Here is a 15,066-nt window from a genome sequence, read left to right as displayed (position 1 = left end):
GCGGCATGGTGGCGTGCCGGCCGGTCCCTGGCGCTGCCTGCGGCAGGTGGCGCGTCCTGACGCAGCGTCGTGCAGTGTACATCGATTGCCTGTCGTCCGCTGGCTGCGCGCTGTGCCGTCGAGCGCGGCTCGCCGCGAAGAGTCGTCAGCGTTGGCGGTACCGCTGCGCTCAGGCGAGCAGCAACGGCAACAGCAACGGCAGCAGCACCGCGGTCAGCAGGCCATTGAGGCCCATCGCCAGGGCGGCAAAGGCGCCCATCTGTTCGCTCTCCTGGAAGGCGCGCGCCGTGCCGATGCCGTGCGCGGCGACGCCGAGCGCGAAGCCGCGCTGCGCATCGTCGTCGATGTGCAGGGCGCGATGGATGTAGCGGGCGAGAATCGCTCCGAGCACGCCGGTGAGGATCACCAGCACGGCGGTCAGCGAGGGCAGGCCGCCGATCCGCTCGGCGATGCCCATGGCGATTGGCGTCGTCACCGACTTCGGCGCCAGCGACAGCAGCGTCGCCCGGCTAGCTCCCAGCAGGGCGCCGATGGCGACGGCCGAGAGCGCGGCGGTGAGCGAACCGACCAGCAGTGCCAGGAGCAGTGGCAGTGCCATCCGCCGCAGGCGGGGAAGCTGGGCGTGCAGCGGGATCGCCAGCGCCACGGTGGCCGGTCCGAGCAGGAAGTGGACGAACTGGGCGCCGTCAAAATAGGTGTGCCAAGGGGTGTCGGTGAGCCAGAGGAGGCCGACCAGCGCGGCCACTGCCAACAGCACCGGGTTGGCCAGCGGGTGGCCGCCGCAGCGCTGGTGCACGGCGCTGGCACCGAGATAGGCGAGCAGGGTGAGCGTCAGGCCGAGCAGTGGCGAGGCGGCCAGGTAGACCCAGATGGCGCTCGCGCTCATGGCGTCCCTGCCTGCCTGTCGCTGCGGCGGGCGAGGAAGCGCAGGACGAGTGCCGTCACGGCGATCGTGACGACGGTGCTGACGAGCAGCGAGGCGAGCAGCGGCAGCAGCTCGTCGGACATGCGCTGCAAGTGCAGCATGATGCCGGTGCCAGCCGGGATGAAGAGCAGCGAGAGATGCTGCAGCATGCCCTGGGCGGTGCCGCGCAGCTCGGCCGAAGGCCCGCCGCGCGCGCAGAGCGCGACGAAGAGCAGGGCCATGCCGATGACCGGGCCGGGAACCGGCAATGCCAGTCCGCGGGCGATCACCTCGCCGACGAGCTGGAAGACAAGCAGCAGGGTGATGGCGCCGATCATCGTCCTGCCCGTCGGTGCCGGCCGCAACGCGCGAGCGGCGGCCGCAGGTGGCTGTCAGCGCAGCGAGGCGTTGATCTTCTCCAGTGCCTTCGCGCCCGGGCAGAGTTCGGCGGCGCCGAGCGTGTTCAGCGGCTGCTCGACGGTGCCGAGCTGTCGGTGCAGGTCGGCGGCCTCGGGATCGACGTAGAGGAGGCCGGTGACGACCTCGCCGCGGGCGGCGTGCTCCTGGATGTACGACATGGCGCGGATGCGGTCGGTCGGGTCGTAGTCGGCGTGCAGCTTGCGCAGGTGGACGACCGAGCCGTCGTGCTGGCGGACGGCCACGAGTTCGCCGGCAGCGTAGTCGGCGGTGATTTCCTCGCGCAGCGGGATGAAGTCGAGACGGTTCACCGCCTCGTTGTGCTCGCGCACGTAATCGTAGCTCTTGGTGCTGCCGGCGTGGTTGTTGAAGGTGATGCACGGCGACAGGATGTCGATCACCGCCGCGCCCTGGTGGGCGAGGGCGGCGCGGAGCAGCGGCACGAGCTGTGTCTTGTCACCGGAGAAGCCGCGGGCGACGAAGGTGGCGCCCATGACCAGCGCCAGGGTCACGAGGTCGATCGGCGCGTCGTTGTTGCTCTGGCCCTTCTTCGAGCGCGAGCCCTTGTCGGCGGTGGCCGAGAACTGGCCCTTGGTCAGTCCGTAGACGCCGTTGTTCTCGACCAGGTAGGTCATGTTGACGCCGCGGCGCATGACGTGCGCGAACTGGCCGAGGCCGATCGACGCCGAGTCGCCGTCACCGGAGACGCCGAGGTAGATCAGATCGCGGTTGGCGAGGTAGGCGCCGGTGAGCACCGAGGGCATGCGGCCGTGCACCGTGTTGAAGCCGTGCGAGTTGCCGAGGAAGTAGTCGGGGGTCTTCGACGAGCAGCCGATTCCCGACAGCTTGGCGACGCGGTGCGGTTCGATGTCGAGTTCCCAGCATGCCTGGATGATCGATGCCGAGATCGAGTCGTGGCCGCAACCGGCGCAGAGGGTCGAGATCTTGCCCTCGTAGTCGCGCCGCGTGAAGCCGACACGGTTCTTCGCCAGGCTCGGGTGGTGCAGGCGGGGTTTGGCAATGTAGGTCATCTCAGGCCACCATGTTCTCGCGGAGCGGCCGCACGTTGAGCCGGGCGACCCGTTCGGCGATCTCCTGGGTGATGAAGCGGGCAGTGATCGGCGTGCCGTCGTAGTGCAGCACCGGGATCAGGCTGGCCGGGTTGACGTTTGCCTCGTTGATCAGCAGCGTCGTCAGTTGTCCGTCGAAGTTCTGCTCGAAGACGAAGACCTTCGAGTGCGCGGCGATGAAGTCGGCGATCTCGTTCTGGAACGGGAAGGCGCGCACGCGCAGGGCGTTGATGTAGATCCCCTGTTCGGCGAGTGCGTCGAGCGCTTCCTGCATCGCCGGGCCGGTCGAACCGTAGAAGATGGCGGCGAAGCGCGCCGGGTAGCGGGCCGCGGTCAGCACCGGCAGCGGCAGCAGCGACTTGGCGGTCTCGAACTTCTGCCGCAGCCGCTGCATGTTGTAGATGTAGTCGGCGCCGGCCTCGGAGTAGACGGCGTAGGCGTTCTTCGTCGTGCCGCGGGTGAAGTAGCCGCCCTTGGTCGGGTGCGTTCCGGGATAGGTGCGGTAGGGGATGCCGTCGCCATCGACGTCGAGGTAGCGACCGAAATCCGCACCGGCATCGAGGGCTTCGCGCGTCATCACCTTGCCGCGGTCGTACTCGCGGCTGTCGTCCCAGGCGAAGGGGCGGCACAGGCGCTGGTTCATGCCGATGTCGAGGTCGCTCATGACGAAGACCGGCGTCTGCAGGCGTTCGGCGAGGTCGAGCGCCTGCGCCGACATCTCGAAGCACTCGTAGGGGTCTTCGGGAAACAACAGGACATGCTTGGTGTCGCCGTGCGAGGCGTAGGCGCAGGCGAGCACGTCGGCCTGCTGCGTGCGCGTCGGCATGCCGGTCGACGGGCCGCCGCGCTGGACGTTGATCAACACCGCCGGGATCTCGGCGAAGTAGGCGAGGCCGATGAATTCGGCCATCAGCGAGATGCCGGGGCCGGAGGTGGCGGTGAACGCGCGCGCGCCGTTCCAGCCGGCGCCGATGACCATGCCGATCGACGCCAGCTCGTCTTCGGCCTGGACGATGCTGTAACGCTTCTCGCCGCTGACCGGGTCGGTGCGCAGTTTCATTGCGTAGCGCTCGAAGGCTTCGGGAACCGACGATGAGGGGGTGATCGGGTACCACGCGCAGACCGTCGCGCCACCGTAGATGCAGCCGAGCGCCGCGGCGCTGTTGCCGTCGGTGAAGATCATGTCGCCGACGCGGTCGCGGCGCTCGACCTTGAGCGCGATCGGCTTCAGGTGCTGGCGGGCGTACTCGCGGCCGAGATTGAGTGCCTGCAGGTTGGAGTCGAAGAGCTTTTCCTTGCCCTTGTACTGCTCGCCGAAGAGCTTCTCGATTTCCTGTGGGTCGATGTCGAGCAGCGTCGTCAGGGCGCCGACGTAGATGATGTTCTTGAACAGCTGGCGCTCGCGCGAGTCGCTGTAGGTATCGTTGCAGATCTCGGTCAGCGGCATGCCGAGGACGTGGATGTCGCTGCGCAGGCGCGCGCGCGGCACGGGTTTCGAGCTGTCGTAGAAGAGGTAGCCGCCGGGATCGATCTCGCGCACGTCCTGTTCCCAGCTCTGCGGATTCATCGCCACCATCAGGTCGACGCCACCGCGGCGACCGAGGTAGCCGTGCTCGGTGACGCGCACCTCGAACCAGGTCGGCAGTCCCTGGATGTTCGACGGAAAGATGTTGCGCGGTGACACCGGCACCCCCATGCGCAGGATCGCGCGGGCAAACAGTTCGTTTGCCGACGCCGAGCCGGAGCCGTTGATGTTGGCGAACTTGACGACGAAATCGTTGACTGCTTCGATCTTCTGCATTCCTCGCTCCTCAGGTGATCGCTGCCTGCGCTTCGCTGGCGCCCGTCCGCGCGCAACCGGCGTGCGTCATGACCAGCAGGTACTTCTGCATGTCCCAGGCGCCGGTCGGGCAGCGCTCGGCGCACAGACCGCAGTGCAGGCAGACGTCCTCATCCTTGACCATCACCCGCCCGGTCTTCAGCGTCCCCGAGACGTAGAGGTCCTGGCTGCGGTTGAGCGCCGGCGCCTGCAGGCGTGTCCGCAGGTCGTCCTCGTCGCCGTTGTGCGTGAAACTGATGCAGTCCATCGGGCAGATGTCCATGCAGGCGTCGCACTCGATGCACAGGCGCGTGCTGAACACCGTCTGCACGTCGCAGTTCAGGCAGCGCTGCGCCTCCTTTAAGGCGAGCTGCGGATCGAAGCCGAGTTCCACCTCGATCCGGATGTTCTTCAGCGCCGCCGAGACGTCGCGCAGCGGCACCCGCAGCCGCCGGTCGTTCGAGATGGCGTTGTCGTAGCGCCAGGCATGGATTCCCATCTTCTGCGACACCAGGCTGGTCGTCGGTGCCGGTCGTGCGGCGATGTCCTCGCCGTTCAGCAGGCGGTCGATCGAGACCGCCGCCTCGTGCCCGTGCGCCACCGCCCAGATGATGTTCTTCGGCCCGAAGGCGGCGTCGCCTCCGAAGAAGACGTTGGGCAGCGTCGACTGCATCGTCTTCTCGTCGAGCTTCGGCAGTCCCCACTTGTCGAATTCGATGCCGATGTCGCGTTCGATCCACGGGAAGGCGTTCTCCTGTCCGACGGCAACGAGCACCGTGTCGCACTCGAAGTGCGGGTCGGGCTCGCCGGTCGGGACGAGCGTGCGACGCCCGTTCTCGTCATAGACCGAGCGCACCTTCTGGAAGGTGACGCCGGTCAGGCGGCCGCCGTTGTGGGTGAAGGCCTTCGGTACGAGGTTGTTGAGGATCGGGATGCCTTCGTGCATCGCGTCCTCCTTCTCCCACGGGCTGGCCTTCATCTGCTCGAAGCCGGAACGGACGATGACCTTGACGTCCTCGCCGCCAAGGCGTCGCGCCGAGCGGCAGCAGTCCATGGCGGTGTTGCCGCCGCCGAGCACGACCACCCGCTTGCTGATCGAGGTGACATGGCCAAAGGCGACATTCGCCAGCCAGTCGATGCCGAGGTGGATGTGTCTGGCTGCCGCCTTGCGCCCGGGTATGTCGAGATCCTGCCCGCGTGGCGCGCCGCAGCCGACGAAGACGGCGTCGTAGCCCTCGTCGAGCACCGCCTTGAGCGAATGGATGTATTGGCCGCCGCGGAAGTCGACACCGAGGTCGAGGATATAGCCGGTTTCCTCGTCGATGACTCCCTCGGGCAGGCGGAACTTGGGAATCTGCGTGCGCATCATGCCGCCGGCGAGCTTGTCGCCGTCGTAGACCACCACCTCGTAGCCGAGCGGCGCGAGATCGCGGGCGACGGTCAGCGACGCCGGGCCGGCACCGATGCAGGCGACGCGGCGGCCGTTCTTCTGTGCCGCCGGTTGCGGCAGCAGGCCGCGAATGTCTTCCTTGTAGTCGGCGGCGACGCGCTTCAGGCGGCAGATGGCGACCGGCTCCCGGCGCTCGCGGCCGTCGGCGGTTTCGTCCTCGACGCGGCTGCGGCGGCAGGCGGGTTCGCAGGGGCGGTCACAGGTACGACCGAGAATGCCGGGGAAGACGTTCGACACCCAGTTGACCATGTAGGCCTCGCTGTAACGCCCGGCGGCGATCAGGCGGATGTACTCGGGAACGGGCGTGTGGGCCGGGCAGGCCCACTGGCAGTCGACGACCTTGTGGAAGTAGTCGGGAGCGCTGATGTCGGTAGGCTTCAAGACTGGAGTATCCTTTCGTCGCTGGGCAATTGGGACAAGGACCGCTGACCGCAGAGGCGTTCATGGTAGCGCGCCGCTGCGATGCTGAAAAGGTCTATCTTGCGGCCCTGCGACGGGCCGCGCGAGGTTGCCGCACGGCCTGTTTACCGGCGCTCCTGGGCGATGTGAAGCCCTGACGCCGGATTGGCGATGTTTGATGGCGATGTCCTGGCCGGCCGGCAGTTGCCCGCCCGCCGGGCGAGCCGACGCGGCAGGTCGGGGCAGCAGCCGGGCAACCGGCGGCGCCGGCGTGCACGATGATGTGGTGTGCCTTGCTGGAGGATCGATCATGCGCGGCAAACTTCCCTTGACTTTTCTGGTGCTGGCCTTTCCGTCGCTGTTGCGCGCCGAGGTGGTGGACATCGGCAACGCCGAACTCGCGCGCCTGCTGGCTGCCGGGGTGCCGGTGATCGACATCCGCACTGCGGGCGAGTGGCAGGAGACCGGGGTCGTGCCGAACAGCCGGCTACTGACCCTCTTCGACGAGCGCGGCCGCGCCGACCCGCCGGCCTGGCTGCAGCAGGTGCAGGGGGTGGCGAAGGCCAACGAACCGGTGATCGTCATCTGTCGCAGCGGCAACCGGACACGGACGGCGAGCCAGTTGCTGTCGCAGCAGGCCGGTTACCGGACGGTCTACAACGTTCGCGACGGGATTCGGGCCTGGGCGGCGGAGGGCCGGCCGCTGGCGCCGGTGAGCGCTGAAGTGGCCGCCGCCTGTTCCGCCGGTGCCAGGTGCTGACCCTGGGCACGCTCGTCGGGTGTCCGCGCTGCCGGTGTCGATGGCAGCAAGTGGCGCGCGAAGACGGCGAGTAGCACGACGAGGACCGCGGTCGTCAGCCACGCCGTCCACAGCGTGTGCGTCAGGAAATGCTGGCCGCGCATCTGCTGTACCCAGCCGAGCAGCATGCCGACCCCGGTGCCGCCCGCGTAGGCCAGCAGCGCCTTGCGCGGCGAGTGGGGCAACCAGAGTACGGCCGCCGCCGCCAGCCACATGCCGGCGCTGGCGTGGCCAGCCGGGAAGCAGTGGCCGGCCTGCCAGTCGGCCGGTACGGCATCGAGCAGGCGGAGGAAGGGATGGCTGCCGTCGTAGCGGTCGATTCCCCACGGGCAATGCATCGCCGACCGCGCCTTCAGGCTGCGCACCAACGCCGGCGCCAGGGTTGCGGCCAGCGCCAGCAATCGCAAGCGGGCGCGCCCGACCTCGCTCAGTCGCTGCAGCGGGCGGACGAAGTCGAGCACGGTCGCGGCGACGAGCAGGAAACCGCTCCAGATGAGGACGTTCTTCACCCAGATGTGCATGAAGATGCGGCCGAACCAGGTCTGGTCCCAAGGGAACAGACCCTTCTGCGGGTCGAAGTGCATGTCGGCCAGCCACAGGTCGATGTCCGTGTACTGGCCGATGACGAGCAGCACGGCGGCGCTGACGGCGAGGAAAAGCAGGGGCTGACGGAGGCTTTCGCGGTTCTGGTGGAGGCCGCTGGCGGCATGCGGGGTGGCGAACATCGAGGGCGTCCTGGAACGGTGAGGACGGCATCGTTGCCCGTCGTGCTTAAGAAGGCATTAAGCGGACACGTCGGCAAGCCACCGCGCGAGCGCTTGTCCTGCCGGTCCGGATGCCTACGCGCCCGTACTTGTTGGCGGACAAACACAATTCACAAGTCATTGAACACACGCGTTTACCGACTGCCGGAGAGGTGCTTTTGCCCTCTTGCCGGCTGTTTTGCGGGTTGCTTGCGATGCCAATGTAATAGTACAATCAGTCTCCTGCCGGGGGTGCAGGCGCAGAACGGGGCGAGCAAACCGGCATTCGTCGCGGTTTCGTGCTGTTGCCGCAACCGTTCGTTTTTCTTGTTCACAGGGGGTAGTGATGGCGGAGCAGAAGCTGGGGAATCCCGCGGTGGTTGGCCTGGCCGGTTTTGGGTTGACGACGATGGTATTGCAGTTCCACAACGTCGGCTGGATGGGGCTGGGCCCCGTCGTCTGGCTGGGGCTGATCTTTGGCGGGTTGGCACAGATGATTGCCGGTTTGCAGGAGATGAAGACCGGCAACAACTTCGGCTATTGCGCGTTCACCGCGTATGGTTGTTTCTGGATCGCTCTGGCGCTCCTGCTGATCGGCAACCACTACGACCTCTATACTTCGAGCAAGACCGATGTCGGCTGGTTCCTGATCGCCTGGACGCTGTTCACTTTCGTCCTCTGGATCGGCTCGCTGCGCATTCACGGCGCTCTGGCGCTGACGTTCACGCTGTTGCTGATCGGTTTCATCCTGCTCGATCTGGCGCACTTCGGCTTTCCTGAACTGACCGTCGTCGCCGGCTACGAGTTGATGGTGACGGCGGCAATGGCCTGGTACATCATGGCCCACATAATCTATGCCGACGTCTTCGGTCGGGACATCCTGCCGGTTGGCCGGCCATGGATCGCCTAGGGTGCGTGCGTCGGCAGCCGGAACGCGACGATCGTCGGCGAGAGCCGGTCCTGCCAGCACCAGTGAGAAAGTTCTGAAGGAGCAAGATGCTATGAAAAAAGGGAAAGTGATGGCTTTGATCGCGGCGTTCGCCGCATGTGGTCTCCTGCCTTCGGCGATGGCTGCGGACGCGGATGCCGCAACGGCCGAAGAGGCCGTCAACAACGTTCGGGCGGCCGCCAGATTCCTGCACGACAAGGGCTCTGCGGGCTATGCGGAGTTCAACAACAAGGATGGCAAGTGGGTGTGGAAGGACAGCTACGTGTTTGTCTATGACTGCCGCCGGAACAGGATGATGGCCCATCCCCTGCGGCCCGATCTGGTCGGTCAGCCGATCATGCAGATCACCGACAATTCCGGCAAGTTCATCTTCCGCGAGCTCTGCAAGGTGGGCAGCGAACCGCGTGGCGGCTGGGTCGAATACGCATGGCAGAAGCCGGGGGCCGGCAAGCTGTCACGCAAGCTCTCCTATGCCCTGGCGGCGGACATGTCCTTCACCACCGGCATCCAGGTGAGCGCCGGCATCTACGACGAGAAGCTGAGCGTACCGGAACTCGGCAAGGCGCTCGAGAAGCTGTTCGATCCGGCCAAGTACCCGGCTCTCTGACGGGCCGTGCGGGTTACGGGGCGAAGCGTCGTTGCTCGCTCGCCCCGCCCGTCGACCTCGCCGGCAGCACTGGGCTTCATGCAGGCCGCAAGGGGCCGAAGAACGACTCGACCAGCTCGGCGAGCCTCTCCGGCCGGTCGTGCTGGACATTGTGGCCGCAGTCGTCGATGTGCGCCTGCTCGCCGTTGACGAAGCAGTCCATTCGTCGCCGGAGCTCGGCGGGCTGCCTGCCGAAGCGCTGCAGCACGTAGCCTTCGTCGGCAGTCACCAGCAGTACCGGGGCAGTCATCGCGCGCCAGCAGGCCATCACGTCCTCGGCGTGGTAGAGGTAGGGCGAAGGAACCTTGTGCCACGGGTCGCAGGCGACCACCAGCCGGCCATCGGGCCGTGCGCTCGTGCAGTGCGTGGCGAGGAACAGCGCCCGTTCGGGCAGCAGCCGGCGGTTGAACTGCAACAGGCGCGCCGCCAGTTGCTCGGGGCTGACGTAGGTGCGCATCGCCGGTGGTGCGCGCCGGTGGTCGAGCCATTGGCGGATGCGGCCCGGTGCCTCGTCCGCTTCGTTGGTCGGCAGGCCGAGAAAATCGACCATCAGCAGGCCGGCGATTCGTTCCGGACGGACGCCACCGTAGATGCTCGCCACCGCGCCACCCATGCTGTGGCCAACGATGCGCACGGGCGCGTCGGGGCTGTAGTGGTCGAGCAACGCTTCGAGGTCGGCGTAGTAGTCGGCGAACCAGTAGCGCCGCTGCAGCCACTCGCTTTGCCCGTAGCCGCGCCAGTCCGGCGCCAGCACGTGCCACGACTGCCGGAGCGCATCGACGGTGAACTGGAAGCTGGGCGACGAATCCATCCAGCCGTGCAACATCAGCAGCAGCGGTGCGTCGGCTGGTCCCCAGTGGCGGATGTTGTAGGCGAGGCCGTTGATCGGCAGCCGCTCGCAGCGGCAGGGAGTGCGCATCGCGCTGCGGCGCTCAGTCTCGCCAGTCCATGCCAGTGGTCACTTGCGGGCCACCATGAGGAAGATCGGGAAGTCGGTCTGGCCTGGACTGTCGGGCTTCACGACGTGGAAGACGGTGCTGAAGCCGATGTCGTGAAAGCCGGCCTCCTGCGCTTCGCGGGCCAGGGCGGCGCGTGCGAAACCGCGGTGACCGGTGAAGCCCGGTCCGTGGAACGAACCATCCTCGGCGTCGAGGTCGGCGATGCAGAGATGACCGGGCGAGTCGAGCAGGGTATACAGGTCGCGCAACAGCCTGGCGGTGTCGGCGATGTGGTGGAAGGTCATCAGCGAACAGATGAGGTCGAAGCGTTCGGCCGGCAACGGATCGCTGACGAGGTCCAGTCGCAGCGCCTGCAGGTTGCTCGCGCCGGACGCCGCGATCTTGCCCTGCAGCGTGGCGAGCATGCCGGGCGAACTGTCGGCCAGCGTGATGCAGTCGCAGTGCGGCTGCAGGGCGAAGCCCAGCAGGCCCGTGCCACAGCCATACTCGAGAACGCGCACGGCTCGCTCGATCGGCACCTGGCTGCGGATCGCCGCTGCGACGGCGAGCGCGCGGGCGACTTTCGCCGGGTCCGCATCCCAAGTGGCTGCGCGCTCGTCGAAGGGTGTCGCGGCAGTGGCTGGCGACGCGGCCGCCGTCTCGCCCGGGCGGCTCATCGATCGGTCCATGCTGCGTCAGCGCAGCACGCCGGCTGCCTGCCGCGGCAGCGGATGCCGGCAGCGAACGCCAGGAGCGCTCGCCGATCCGGGCTGGTGGCGGTGGCCGCGCTGCCCGTGCCGCTTTCAAATTGGCTGTCTGGTCTCATCCTGCTGTGCTCCCCACTCATTTGCTGCTGACTCCGGCGGCAACCGTGCTCGAGCCTTGCCCGAAGAACGGTCGATCGTGATGACCGCGGCCCTGTCGGCCGTCCTGACGGGTTTGCCGCATGCCCGTCACTGCTTGGGGTGATCGATCAGGCAGCGGTCACGTTGCCATTGTGGTGCGCGGTCGCTCACCTTGGCAAGCTGCGCGTGCGGAGCCGGGATGCCGGGGGGACAACTGGGCGGCTGGCGGGTGGCCTGCTTTCAGGCGCTGGTGTCGGCGAGCAGGGCCTGGTAGACGGCGAGGTCGCCCGCCGAGAAGCAGCAGAAGATCACCTCGCGCAGCGGGGTGTCAGCGCGGAGGGCTGCCTGCACCGTGCTCACCGCAATGCGGGCCGCTTCGGCGATCGGGTAACCGTAGATGCCGGTGCTGATGCTCGGAATCGCCAGGCTTCCTACCTCGTGTGCCGCCGCGAGTTCGAGCAGGCGCCAGTAGCATGAAGCGAGCAGCTCGGCCTCGCCACTGCCGCCGCCGCGCCAGATCGGCCCGACGGCATGGATGACGTAGCGGGCCGGCAGGCGATAGGCGCTGGTGAGGCGCGCGTCGCCGGTCGGACAGCCGCCGAGCAGACTGCATGCCTGCAGCAGCTCTGGTCCGGCGGCACGGTGGATGGCGCCGTCGACCCCGCCGCCGCCGCGCAGCGACGTGTTGGCGGCGTTGACGACGGCGTCGACCTGCAGGGTGGTGATGTCGGCGCGGATCGCGCGCAGCAGGGCGGGCATGGCGGCAGCGCGGTCGGCTAGGCCAGATCCTGGCAGTGCGGGTTGACAGACTGGAGGTGGAGTGCCGCCAGAGCCTGCTCGATCGTCTCTGCGGCCGCTGGCCGCACCAGGCGCATGATTTCCTTCCCATGGTGGAGGAAGACCAGGGTCGGCCACAGGCGGACCGCGAACGAACGGCCGAGCGGGCGGCCCGGACCGTCCTCGATCTGCAGATGGTGGATCGCCGGGTACGCTGCCAGCGCTGCGGCGAGCGGCGCCTGCACGGCCTGGCAGTGTCCGCACCAGCGGGCACCGAATTCGATCAGCAACGGTTCCGGGCAGGCGTCGATTTCGCTGCGCGACGGTTCGCGCGTGGCTTCGGGGCGGCTGCTTGCCATGATGTCTCCCTTCCGATGGTGCGTCGGGTCGCCGACGTGCGGGCGCGAAAGTGCTTGATTTCTGCCCGACAGCAACCATGTTGGGTATGGTAAGGGCGGTCGGGTTGCGGCGCAATTCGTGTCGCCCCACCGCGCGCCACGAGGGTGATGATGTTCTGGTTGGATGCTTCGCGGCTTTGTCGGCGGCGTCGGCGCACTGGCTGTCAGCCGCTGGCGACGGCCACGCTGAAGCACATTCTGTCAAGGAGAGAGTCATGAACGACAAGGCAGCCGGATCAGAGGTCCGGGAAGAGCAGGACGGCAAGTCGGTGGCCGTCCAACGCGGTGGTATGACGCCGTTCAGGGGTCTGGAAGAGCGTTTCGAGCAGATGGAGCGGATGATGGACCGCATGTTCTCCGGCTTTTCGCCTGGCCGCTGGATGCGGCCGTTCGAGCGCGAATGGCCGAGCTGGCTGGAGGGTCCGAGCTTTCGTGCGCCGGCAGTTGACCTGATCGAGCGTGAGAACGAGGTTCTGCTGCGGGCCGAACTGCCCGGGGTGAGCAAGGACGGGATTTCGATTTCGCTGACTGCCGACGCGATAACGATCCAGGCGCAGAGCAGGCAGGAGGATGTCGATGAGAAGGGCGACTATCGTCGTCGCGAGATCCGCTCGAACTCGTTCTCGCGTTCGCTGTCTCTGCCCGCCGAGGTCGATACCGAGGCGGCCAAGGCAGCCTTCAAGGACGGCGTGCTCGAGATCACCCTGCCGAAGGCGGCTGCGGGCAAGGGCCGGCAGGTGCCGATCGAGTAGGATCGTAGCGCCGCCAGGGCGCTCGGGTTGTGGTCACCGACGGAGAAGTCCATGTTGCCTAGGCTGACGGTTGCCGTCCTGCTGGCCGTTCTCGCCGCGTCGCCTGCGGCTGCGGGCGATGGGGAGAGGGCGCCGGCACGCGGCGAACTGCTGTATGCGACGCATTGCATCGCCTGCCACGATCGCGAGGTGCACTGGCGCGACCGGCGGCTGGTCACCGACTGGCGCAGCCTGCGCGCCGAGGTTCGCCGCTGGCAGGCGATGGCGGCGCTGCGCTGGACCGACGAGGAGATCGACGAGGTCGCCCAGTTCCTGCATTTGCGTCACTACCGCGACCTGGCTCCGGAGTGATCGCTGGCGCCGCAGCGCGCCTGGCTGGCGGGTCGTCGTCTCCTGCCGGGCGTCGCGGATGCGGGTCCGTGTCGTCGCTGCTGGCGGGAGGCGGTGCCGCCATGATGTCCGGGGCATCATCGAGCGTATTCTCCCGGCGGCATCGGGAGTAGAATCCAGCCTGCTCTGGGTGACCGGCCCAGCAATCTGCCTGGGGAGACGAGGATGTCGGCGCAAGATGATGAGGACGAAGTGGCGGGTGTGGTGGCGGGGGTGGTTGGCGGCATCGCGCTCTGTGTCGCGGCCGTTTACTTCAGCGCCGGTCCATCGCCGGCCTTGCCGCAGGCGACTGCCGCAGTGAGCGAGATCGCGCCGGTCGGTGAGGCACTGGTGAAGGTCTACTTCGCCGTCGATCGGGCGGTGTTCGTCGATGAGGACAACATTGTCGTCATACGGACGAAGCAGGTTCTCGCGGAGAAGCCGGCGGCGATCGTCCTCCTCTCGGGTTTCCACGATGCTTCGGGTGACCCGAAACACAACGCCGAGCTGGCGCGGGCGCGGGCCGCTTCGGTGCGCGACGTGCTGGTGGCGGGTGGTATTCCGGCGCTGCGGGTGAAATTCCGTCGCCCCGAGTCGACCATTGGCAGTGGCGGCCCCGAGGAAGGTCGGCGGGTCGAGATCCGCGTTCAGTAGCCGCCGCAGTGCGGCAGTGACGAGCCCCATCGGGGCTCTCTTTCCATTGCCTGTCGACTCTCCGCCGCGTGCGCAGCGCCCTGGCCGCCGTGCACGCATCGCCTGGCCCCTGCGGGGGTTGTCATTCGCCGGGCGCTTGCTACACTGAAGGCCGTAATCCCCGATAAATCATAAATTCGCAGGAGGCAGTCATGACCAAACGCGCGCTTTGCGTCGGCGTCAACAACTATCCCGGTACGCACATGGATCTGAGCGGCTGCGTCAACGACGCCAACGACTGGGCGGGCGAACTGGCGACACGCGGTTTCGCCGTCAGCAAACTGCTCGACAGCCAGGCCACCAAGGCAGCGCTGTTCAGCGGCATCCAGTCGTTGATCGGTGCGGCCGTCAGTGGCGACGTCGTCGTGATCACCTTCTCGGGGCACGGGACCTATGTCCCCGATCTCAATGGCGACGAGGTTGACGGGCTCGACGAAGCGCTGTGTCCGTACGACCTGCAGACCGGTGGTGGCGCCCTGATCGACGACGAGATCAACACCCTGTTCGCGGCGCGCAAGGCGGGCGTGCGGTTGGTGCTGATTTCCGACAGCTGCCATTCGGGGACGGTGACGCGGGCCGCGCTGGGCGATCCCGACGCCGAGGACGCGCCGCGGCCGCGTTTCATGCCGATGGGCAACTGGCTGCCGGCCGACCAGTTGCCGCGTGGTTTCAGTGGCCAGCCGCTGACGACGGTGCAGGTGACCTCGGGCCTGTCGCCTTTTGCCGGTGCGTTGTCGCGGATGGCCGGCGACCTCCTGCTCGCCGGCTGCAAGGAAGGACCGAACAACTTCAGTTACGACGCACGAATCGCTGGCCGTCCCTGTGGCGCCTTCAGCTATTACGCGTTGAAGACGCTGCGTACGCTGCCTGCCGGTGCCACCTACGCCGACTGGCATGCCCGCATCACGCCGGCCTGCCTGCCTTCGGCTTCGTACCCGCAGACGCCGCAGATCTTCGGCAGCGCCGACGCGCGCCGGCGCAAGATCTTCACCTGATCTGCCGCCCAGACGGTGCGGGCGTCAAGCGCTCGCACCGTTCCCGCACGCCGGCGTTGCGGCGCCCCGGGCGGCGGCCGCGTGCCGCCGGGTTGATCCGTCT

17 protein-coding genes are annotated in these 15,066 nt (G+C 67.4%); 7 read left to right on the top strand and 10 right to left on the bottom strand.

All coding sequences use genetic code 11. The features are described 5' to 3' along the window. Positions 1 to 169: 169 nt before the first annotated feature. From HT579_17370 to HT579_17350, 5 genes are read right to left on the bottom strand one after another with little or no spacing between them, the layout of a single operon-like run. The gene (locus HT579_17370; GenBank protein ID QKS30527.1) at positions 170 to 886 is read right to left on the bottom strand and encodes an LrgB family protein; all 717 of its coding nucleotides are present in this window, start codon (positions 884 to 886) and stop codon (positions 170 to 172) included. Next, complete coding sequence (locus tag HT579_17365; protein ID QKS30526.1) at positions 883 to 1,242, bottom strand: CidA/LrgA family protein; 360 nt, start codon at positions 1,240 to 1,242, stop codon at positions 883 to 885. Before HT579_17365 ends, HT579_17370 begins: the two co-directional genes overlap by 4 nt. Positions 1,243 to 1,296: 54 nt before the next feature. Next, a complete protein-coding gene (locus HT579_17360) occupies positions 1,297 to 2,352 on the bottom strand; it encodes a 2-oxoacid:ferredoxin oxidoreductase subunit beta (GenBank protein ID QKS30525.1) in 1,056 nt (351 codons plus the stop codon). 1 nt (position 2,353) lies between these two features. Beyond that, complete coding sequence (locus HT579_17355; protein QKS30524.1) at positions 2,354 to 4,192, bottom strand: 2-oxoacid:acceptor oxidoreductase subunit alpha; 1,839 nt, start codon at positions 4,190 to 4,192, stop codon at positions 2,354 to 2,356. 10 nt (positions 4,193 to 4,202) lie between these two features. Continuing rightward, entirely contained in the window at positions 4,203 to 6,041 is a 1,839-nt protein-coding gene (locus tag HT579_17350) for an FAD-dependent oxidoreductase (protein QKS30523.1), read from the bottom strand. Positions 6,042 to 6,369: 328 nt separating this feature from the next. Between HT579_17350 and HT579_17345 the strand changes: the two genes are divergently transcribed. Further along, the gene (locus HT579_17345; GenBank protein ID QKS30522.1) at positions 6,370 to 6,819 is read left to right on the top strand and encodes a rhodanese-like domain-containing protein; all 450 of its coding nucleotides are present in this window, start codon (positions 6,370 to 6,372) and stop codon (positions 6,817 to 6,819) included. Here HT579_17345 and HT579_17340 read toward each other — a convergent pair. Continuing rightward, entirely contained in the window at positions 6,714 to 7,583 is an 870-nt protein-coding gene (locus HT579_17340) for a phosphatase PAP2 family protein (protein ID QKS30521.1), read from the bottom strand. The genes HT579_17345 and HT579_17340 overlap by 106 nt on opposite strands. A 364-nt stretch (positions 7,584 to 7,947) precedes the next feature. Between HT579_17340 and HT579_17335 the strand changes: the two genes are divergently transcribed. Next, positions 7,948 to 8,511, top strand: a complete 564-nt coding sequence (locus tag HT579_17335; GenBank protein ID QKS30520.1) for an acetate uptake transporter — start codon at positions 7,948 to 7,950, stop codon at positions 8,509 to 8,511. Positions 8,512 to 8,602: 91 nt separating this feature from the next. Further along, complete coding sequence (locus HT579_17330) at positions 8,603 to 9,157, top strand: cache domain-containing protein (protein ID QKS30519.1); 555 nt, start codon at positions 8,603 to 8,605, stop codon at positions 9,155 to 9,157. 76 nt (positions 9,158 to 9,233) lie between these two features. On the opposite strand, the gene HT579_17325 is transcribed toward HT579_17330, so the two are convergent. The 4 genes from HT579_17325 to HT579_17310 form a co-directional block, all read right to left on the bottom strand. Beyond that, positions 9,234 to 10,115, bottom strand: coding sequence for an alpha/beta hydrolase (locus HT579_17325; protein QKS30518.1), 882 nt, complete (start codon positions 10,113 to 10,115; stop codon positions 9,234 to 9,236). 39 nt (positions 10,116 to 10,154) lie between these two features. Continuing rightward, the gene (locus HT579_17320; protein QKS30517.1) at positions 10,155 to 10,811 is read right to left on the bottom strand and encodes a class I SAM-dependent methyltransferase; all 657 of its coding nucleotides are present in this window, start codon (positions 10,809 to 10,811) and stop codon (positions 10,155 to 10,157) included. A 408-nt stretch (positions 10,812 to 11,219) separates the two neighbouring features. Further along, positions 11,220 to 11,738: an O-acetyl-ADP-ribose deacetylase gene (locus tag HT579_17315; protein ID QKS30516.1), complete on the bottom strand. Its 519-nt coding sequence runs from the start codon at positions 11,736 to 11,738 to the stop codon at positions 11,220 to 11,222. A gap of 17 nt (positions 11,739 to 11,755) precedes the next feature. After that, entirely contained in the window at positions 11,756 to 12,115 is a 360-nt protein-coding gene (locus tag HT579_17310; GenBank protein ID QKS30515.1) for a thioredoxin family protein, read from the bottom strand. 254 nt (positions 12,116 to 12,369) lie between these two features. Between HT579_17310 and HT579_17305 the strand changes: the two genes are divergently transcribed. From HT579_17305 to HT579_17290, 4 genes are all read left to right on the top strand, one after another. Then, on the top strand, positions 12,370 to 12,906 hold the full coding sequence (locus HT579_17305) for an Hsp20/alpha crystallin family protein (protein QKS30514.1): 537 nt from the start codon (positions 12,370 to 12,372) through the stop codon (positions 12,904 to 12,906). Positions 12,907 to 12,957: 51 nt separating this feature from the next. Next, positions 12,958 to 13,257 carry a cytochrome c gene (locus tag HT579_17300; protein ID QKS30513.1) on the top strand — a complete coding sequence of 100 codons (300 nt, stop codon included), beginning with the start codon at positions 12,958 to 12,960 and terminating at the stop codon, positions 13,255 to 13,257. 204 nt (positions 13,258 to 13,461) lie between these two features. After that, a complete protein-coding gene (locus HT579_17295; protein QKS30512.1) occupies positions 13,462 to 13,929 on the top strand; it encodes an OmpA family protein in 468 nt (155 codons plus the stop codon). A 191-nt stretch (positions 13,930 to 14,120) separates the two neighbouring features. After that, positions 14,121 to 14,963, top strand: a complete 843-nt coding sequence (locus tag HT579_17290) for a caspase family protein (GenBank protein QKS30511.1) — start codon at positions 14,121 to 14,123, stop codon at positions 14,961 to 14,963. Positions 14,964 to 15,066: the final 103 nt, after the last annotated feature.

The sequence above is a fragment of the Candidatus Accumulibacter similis genome (genome assembly GCA_013347225.1).
Taxonomy (GTDB): Bacteria; Pseudomonadota; Gammaproteobacteria; order Burkholderiales; family Rhodocyclaceae; genus Accumulibacter; species Accumulibacter similis.
Note: the sequence above shows the minus strand (reverse complement) of the source record. Positions and strands in the feature narration are given on the sequence as shown.

What these genes read in the sequence shown, in the direction of transcription:
- HT579_17370 (QKS30527.1), bottom strand. Translation starts at nt 886, where the DNA reads ATGAGCGCGAGCGCCATCTGGGTCTACCTGGCCGCCTCGCCACTGCTC.
- HT579_17365 (QKS30526.1), bottom strand. Translation starts at nt 1,242, where the DNA reads ATGATCGGCGCCATCACCCTGCTGCTTGTCTTCCAGCTCGTCGGCGAG.
- HT579_17360 (QKS30525.1), bottom strand. Translation starts at nt 2,352, where the DNA reads ATGACCTACATTGCCAAACCCCGCCTGCACCACCCGAGCCTGGCGAAG.
- HT579_17355 (QKS30524.1), bottom strand. Translation starts at nt 4,192, where the DNA reads ATGCAGAAGATCGAAGCAGTCAACGATTTCGTCGTCAAGTTCGCCAAC.
- HT579_17345 (QKS30522.1), top strand. Translation starts at nt 6,370, where the DNA reads ATGCGCGGCAAACTTCCCTTGACTTTTCTGGTGCTGGCCTTTCCGTCG.
- HT579_17340 (QKS30521.1), bottom strand. Translation starts at nt 7,583, where the DNA reads ATGTTCGCCACCCCGCATGCCGCCAGCGGCCTCCACCAGAACCGCGAA.
- HT579_17335 (QKS30520.1), top strand. Translation starts at nt 7,948, where the DNA reads ATGGCGGAGCAGAAGCTGGGGAATCCCGCGGTGGTTGGCCTGGCCGGT.
- HT579_17330 (QKS30519.1), top strand. Translation starts at nt 8,603, where the DNA reads ATGAAAAAAGGGAAAGTGATGGCTTTGATCGCGGCGTTCGCCGCATGT.
- HT579_17325 (QKS30518.1), bottom strand. Translation starts at nt 10,115, where the DNA reads ATGCGCACTCCCTGCCGCTGCGAGCGGCTGCCGATCAACGGCCTCGCC.
- HT579_17320 (QKS30517.1), bottom strand. Translation starts at nt 10,811, where the DNA reads ATGAGCCGCCCGGGCGAGACGGCGGCCGCGTCGCCAGCCACTGCCGCG.
- HT579_17315 (QKS30516.1), bottom strand. Translation starts at nt 11,738, where the DNA reads ATGCCCGCCCTGCTGCGCGCGATCCGCGCCGACATCACCACCCTGCAG.
- HT579_17310 (QKS30515.1), bottom strand. Translation starts at nt 12,115, where the DNA reads ATGGCAAGCAGCCGCCCCGAAGCCACGCGCGAACCGTCGCGCAGCGAA.
- HT579_17305 (QKS30514.1), top strand. Translation starts at nt 12,370, where the DNA reads ATGAACGACAAGGCAGCCGGATCAGAGGTCCGGGAAGAGCAGGACGGC.
- HT579_17300 (QKS30513.1), top strand. Translation starts at nt 12,958, where the DNA reads ATGTTGCCTAGGCTGACGGTTGCCGTCCTGCTGGCCGTTCTCGCCGCG.
- HT579_17295 (QKS30512.1), top strand. Translation starts at nt 13,462, where the DNA reads ATGTCGGCGCAAGATGATGAGGACGAAGTGGCGGGTGTGGTGGCGGGG.
- HT579_17290 (QKS30511.1), top strand. Translation starts at nt 14,121, where the DNA reads ATGACCAAACGCGCGCTTTGCGTCGGCGTCAACAACTATCCCGGTACG.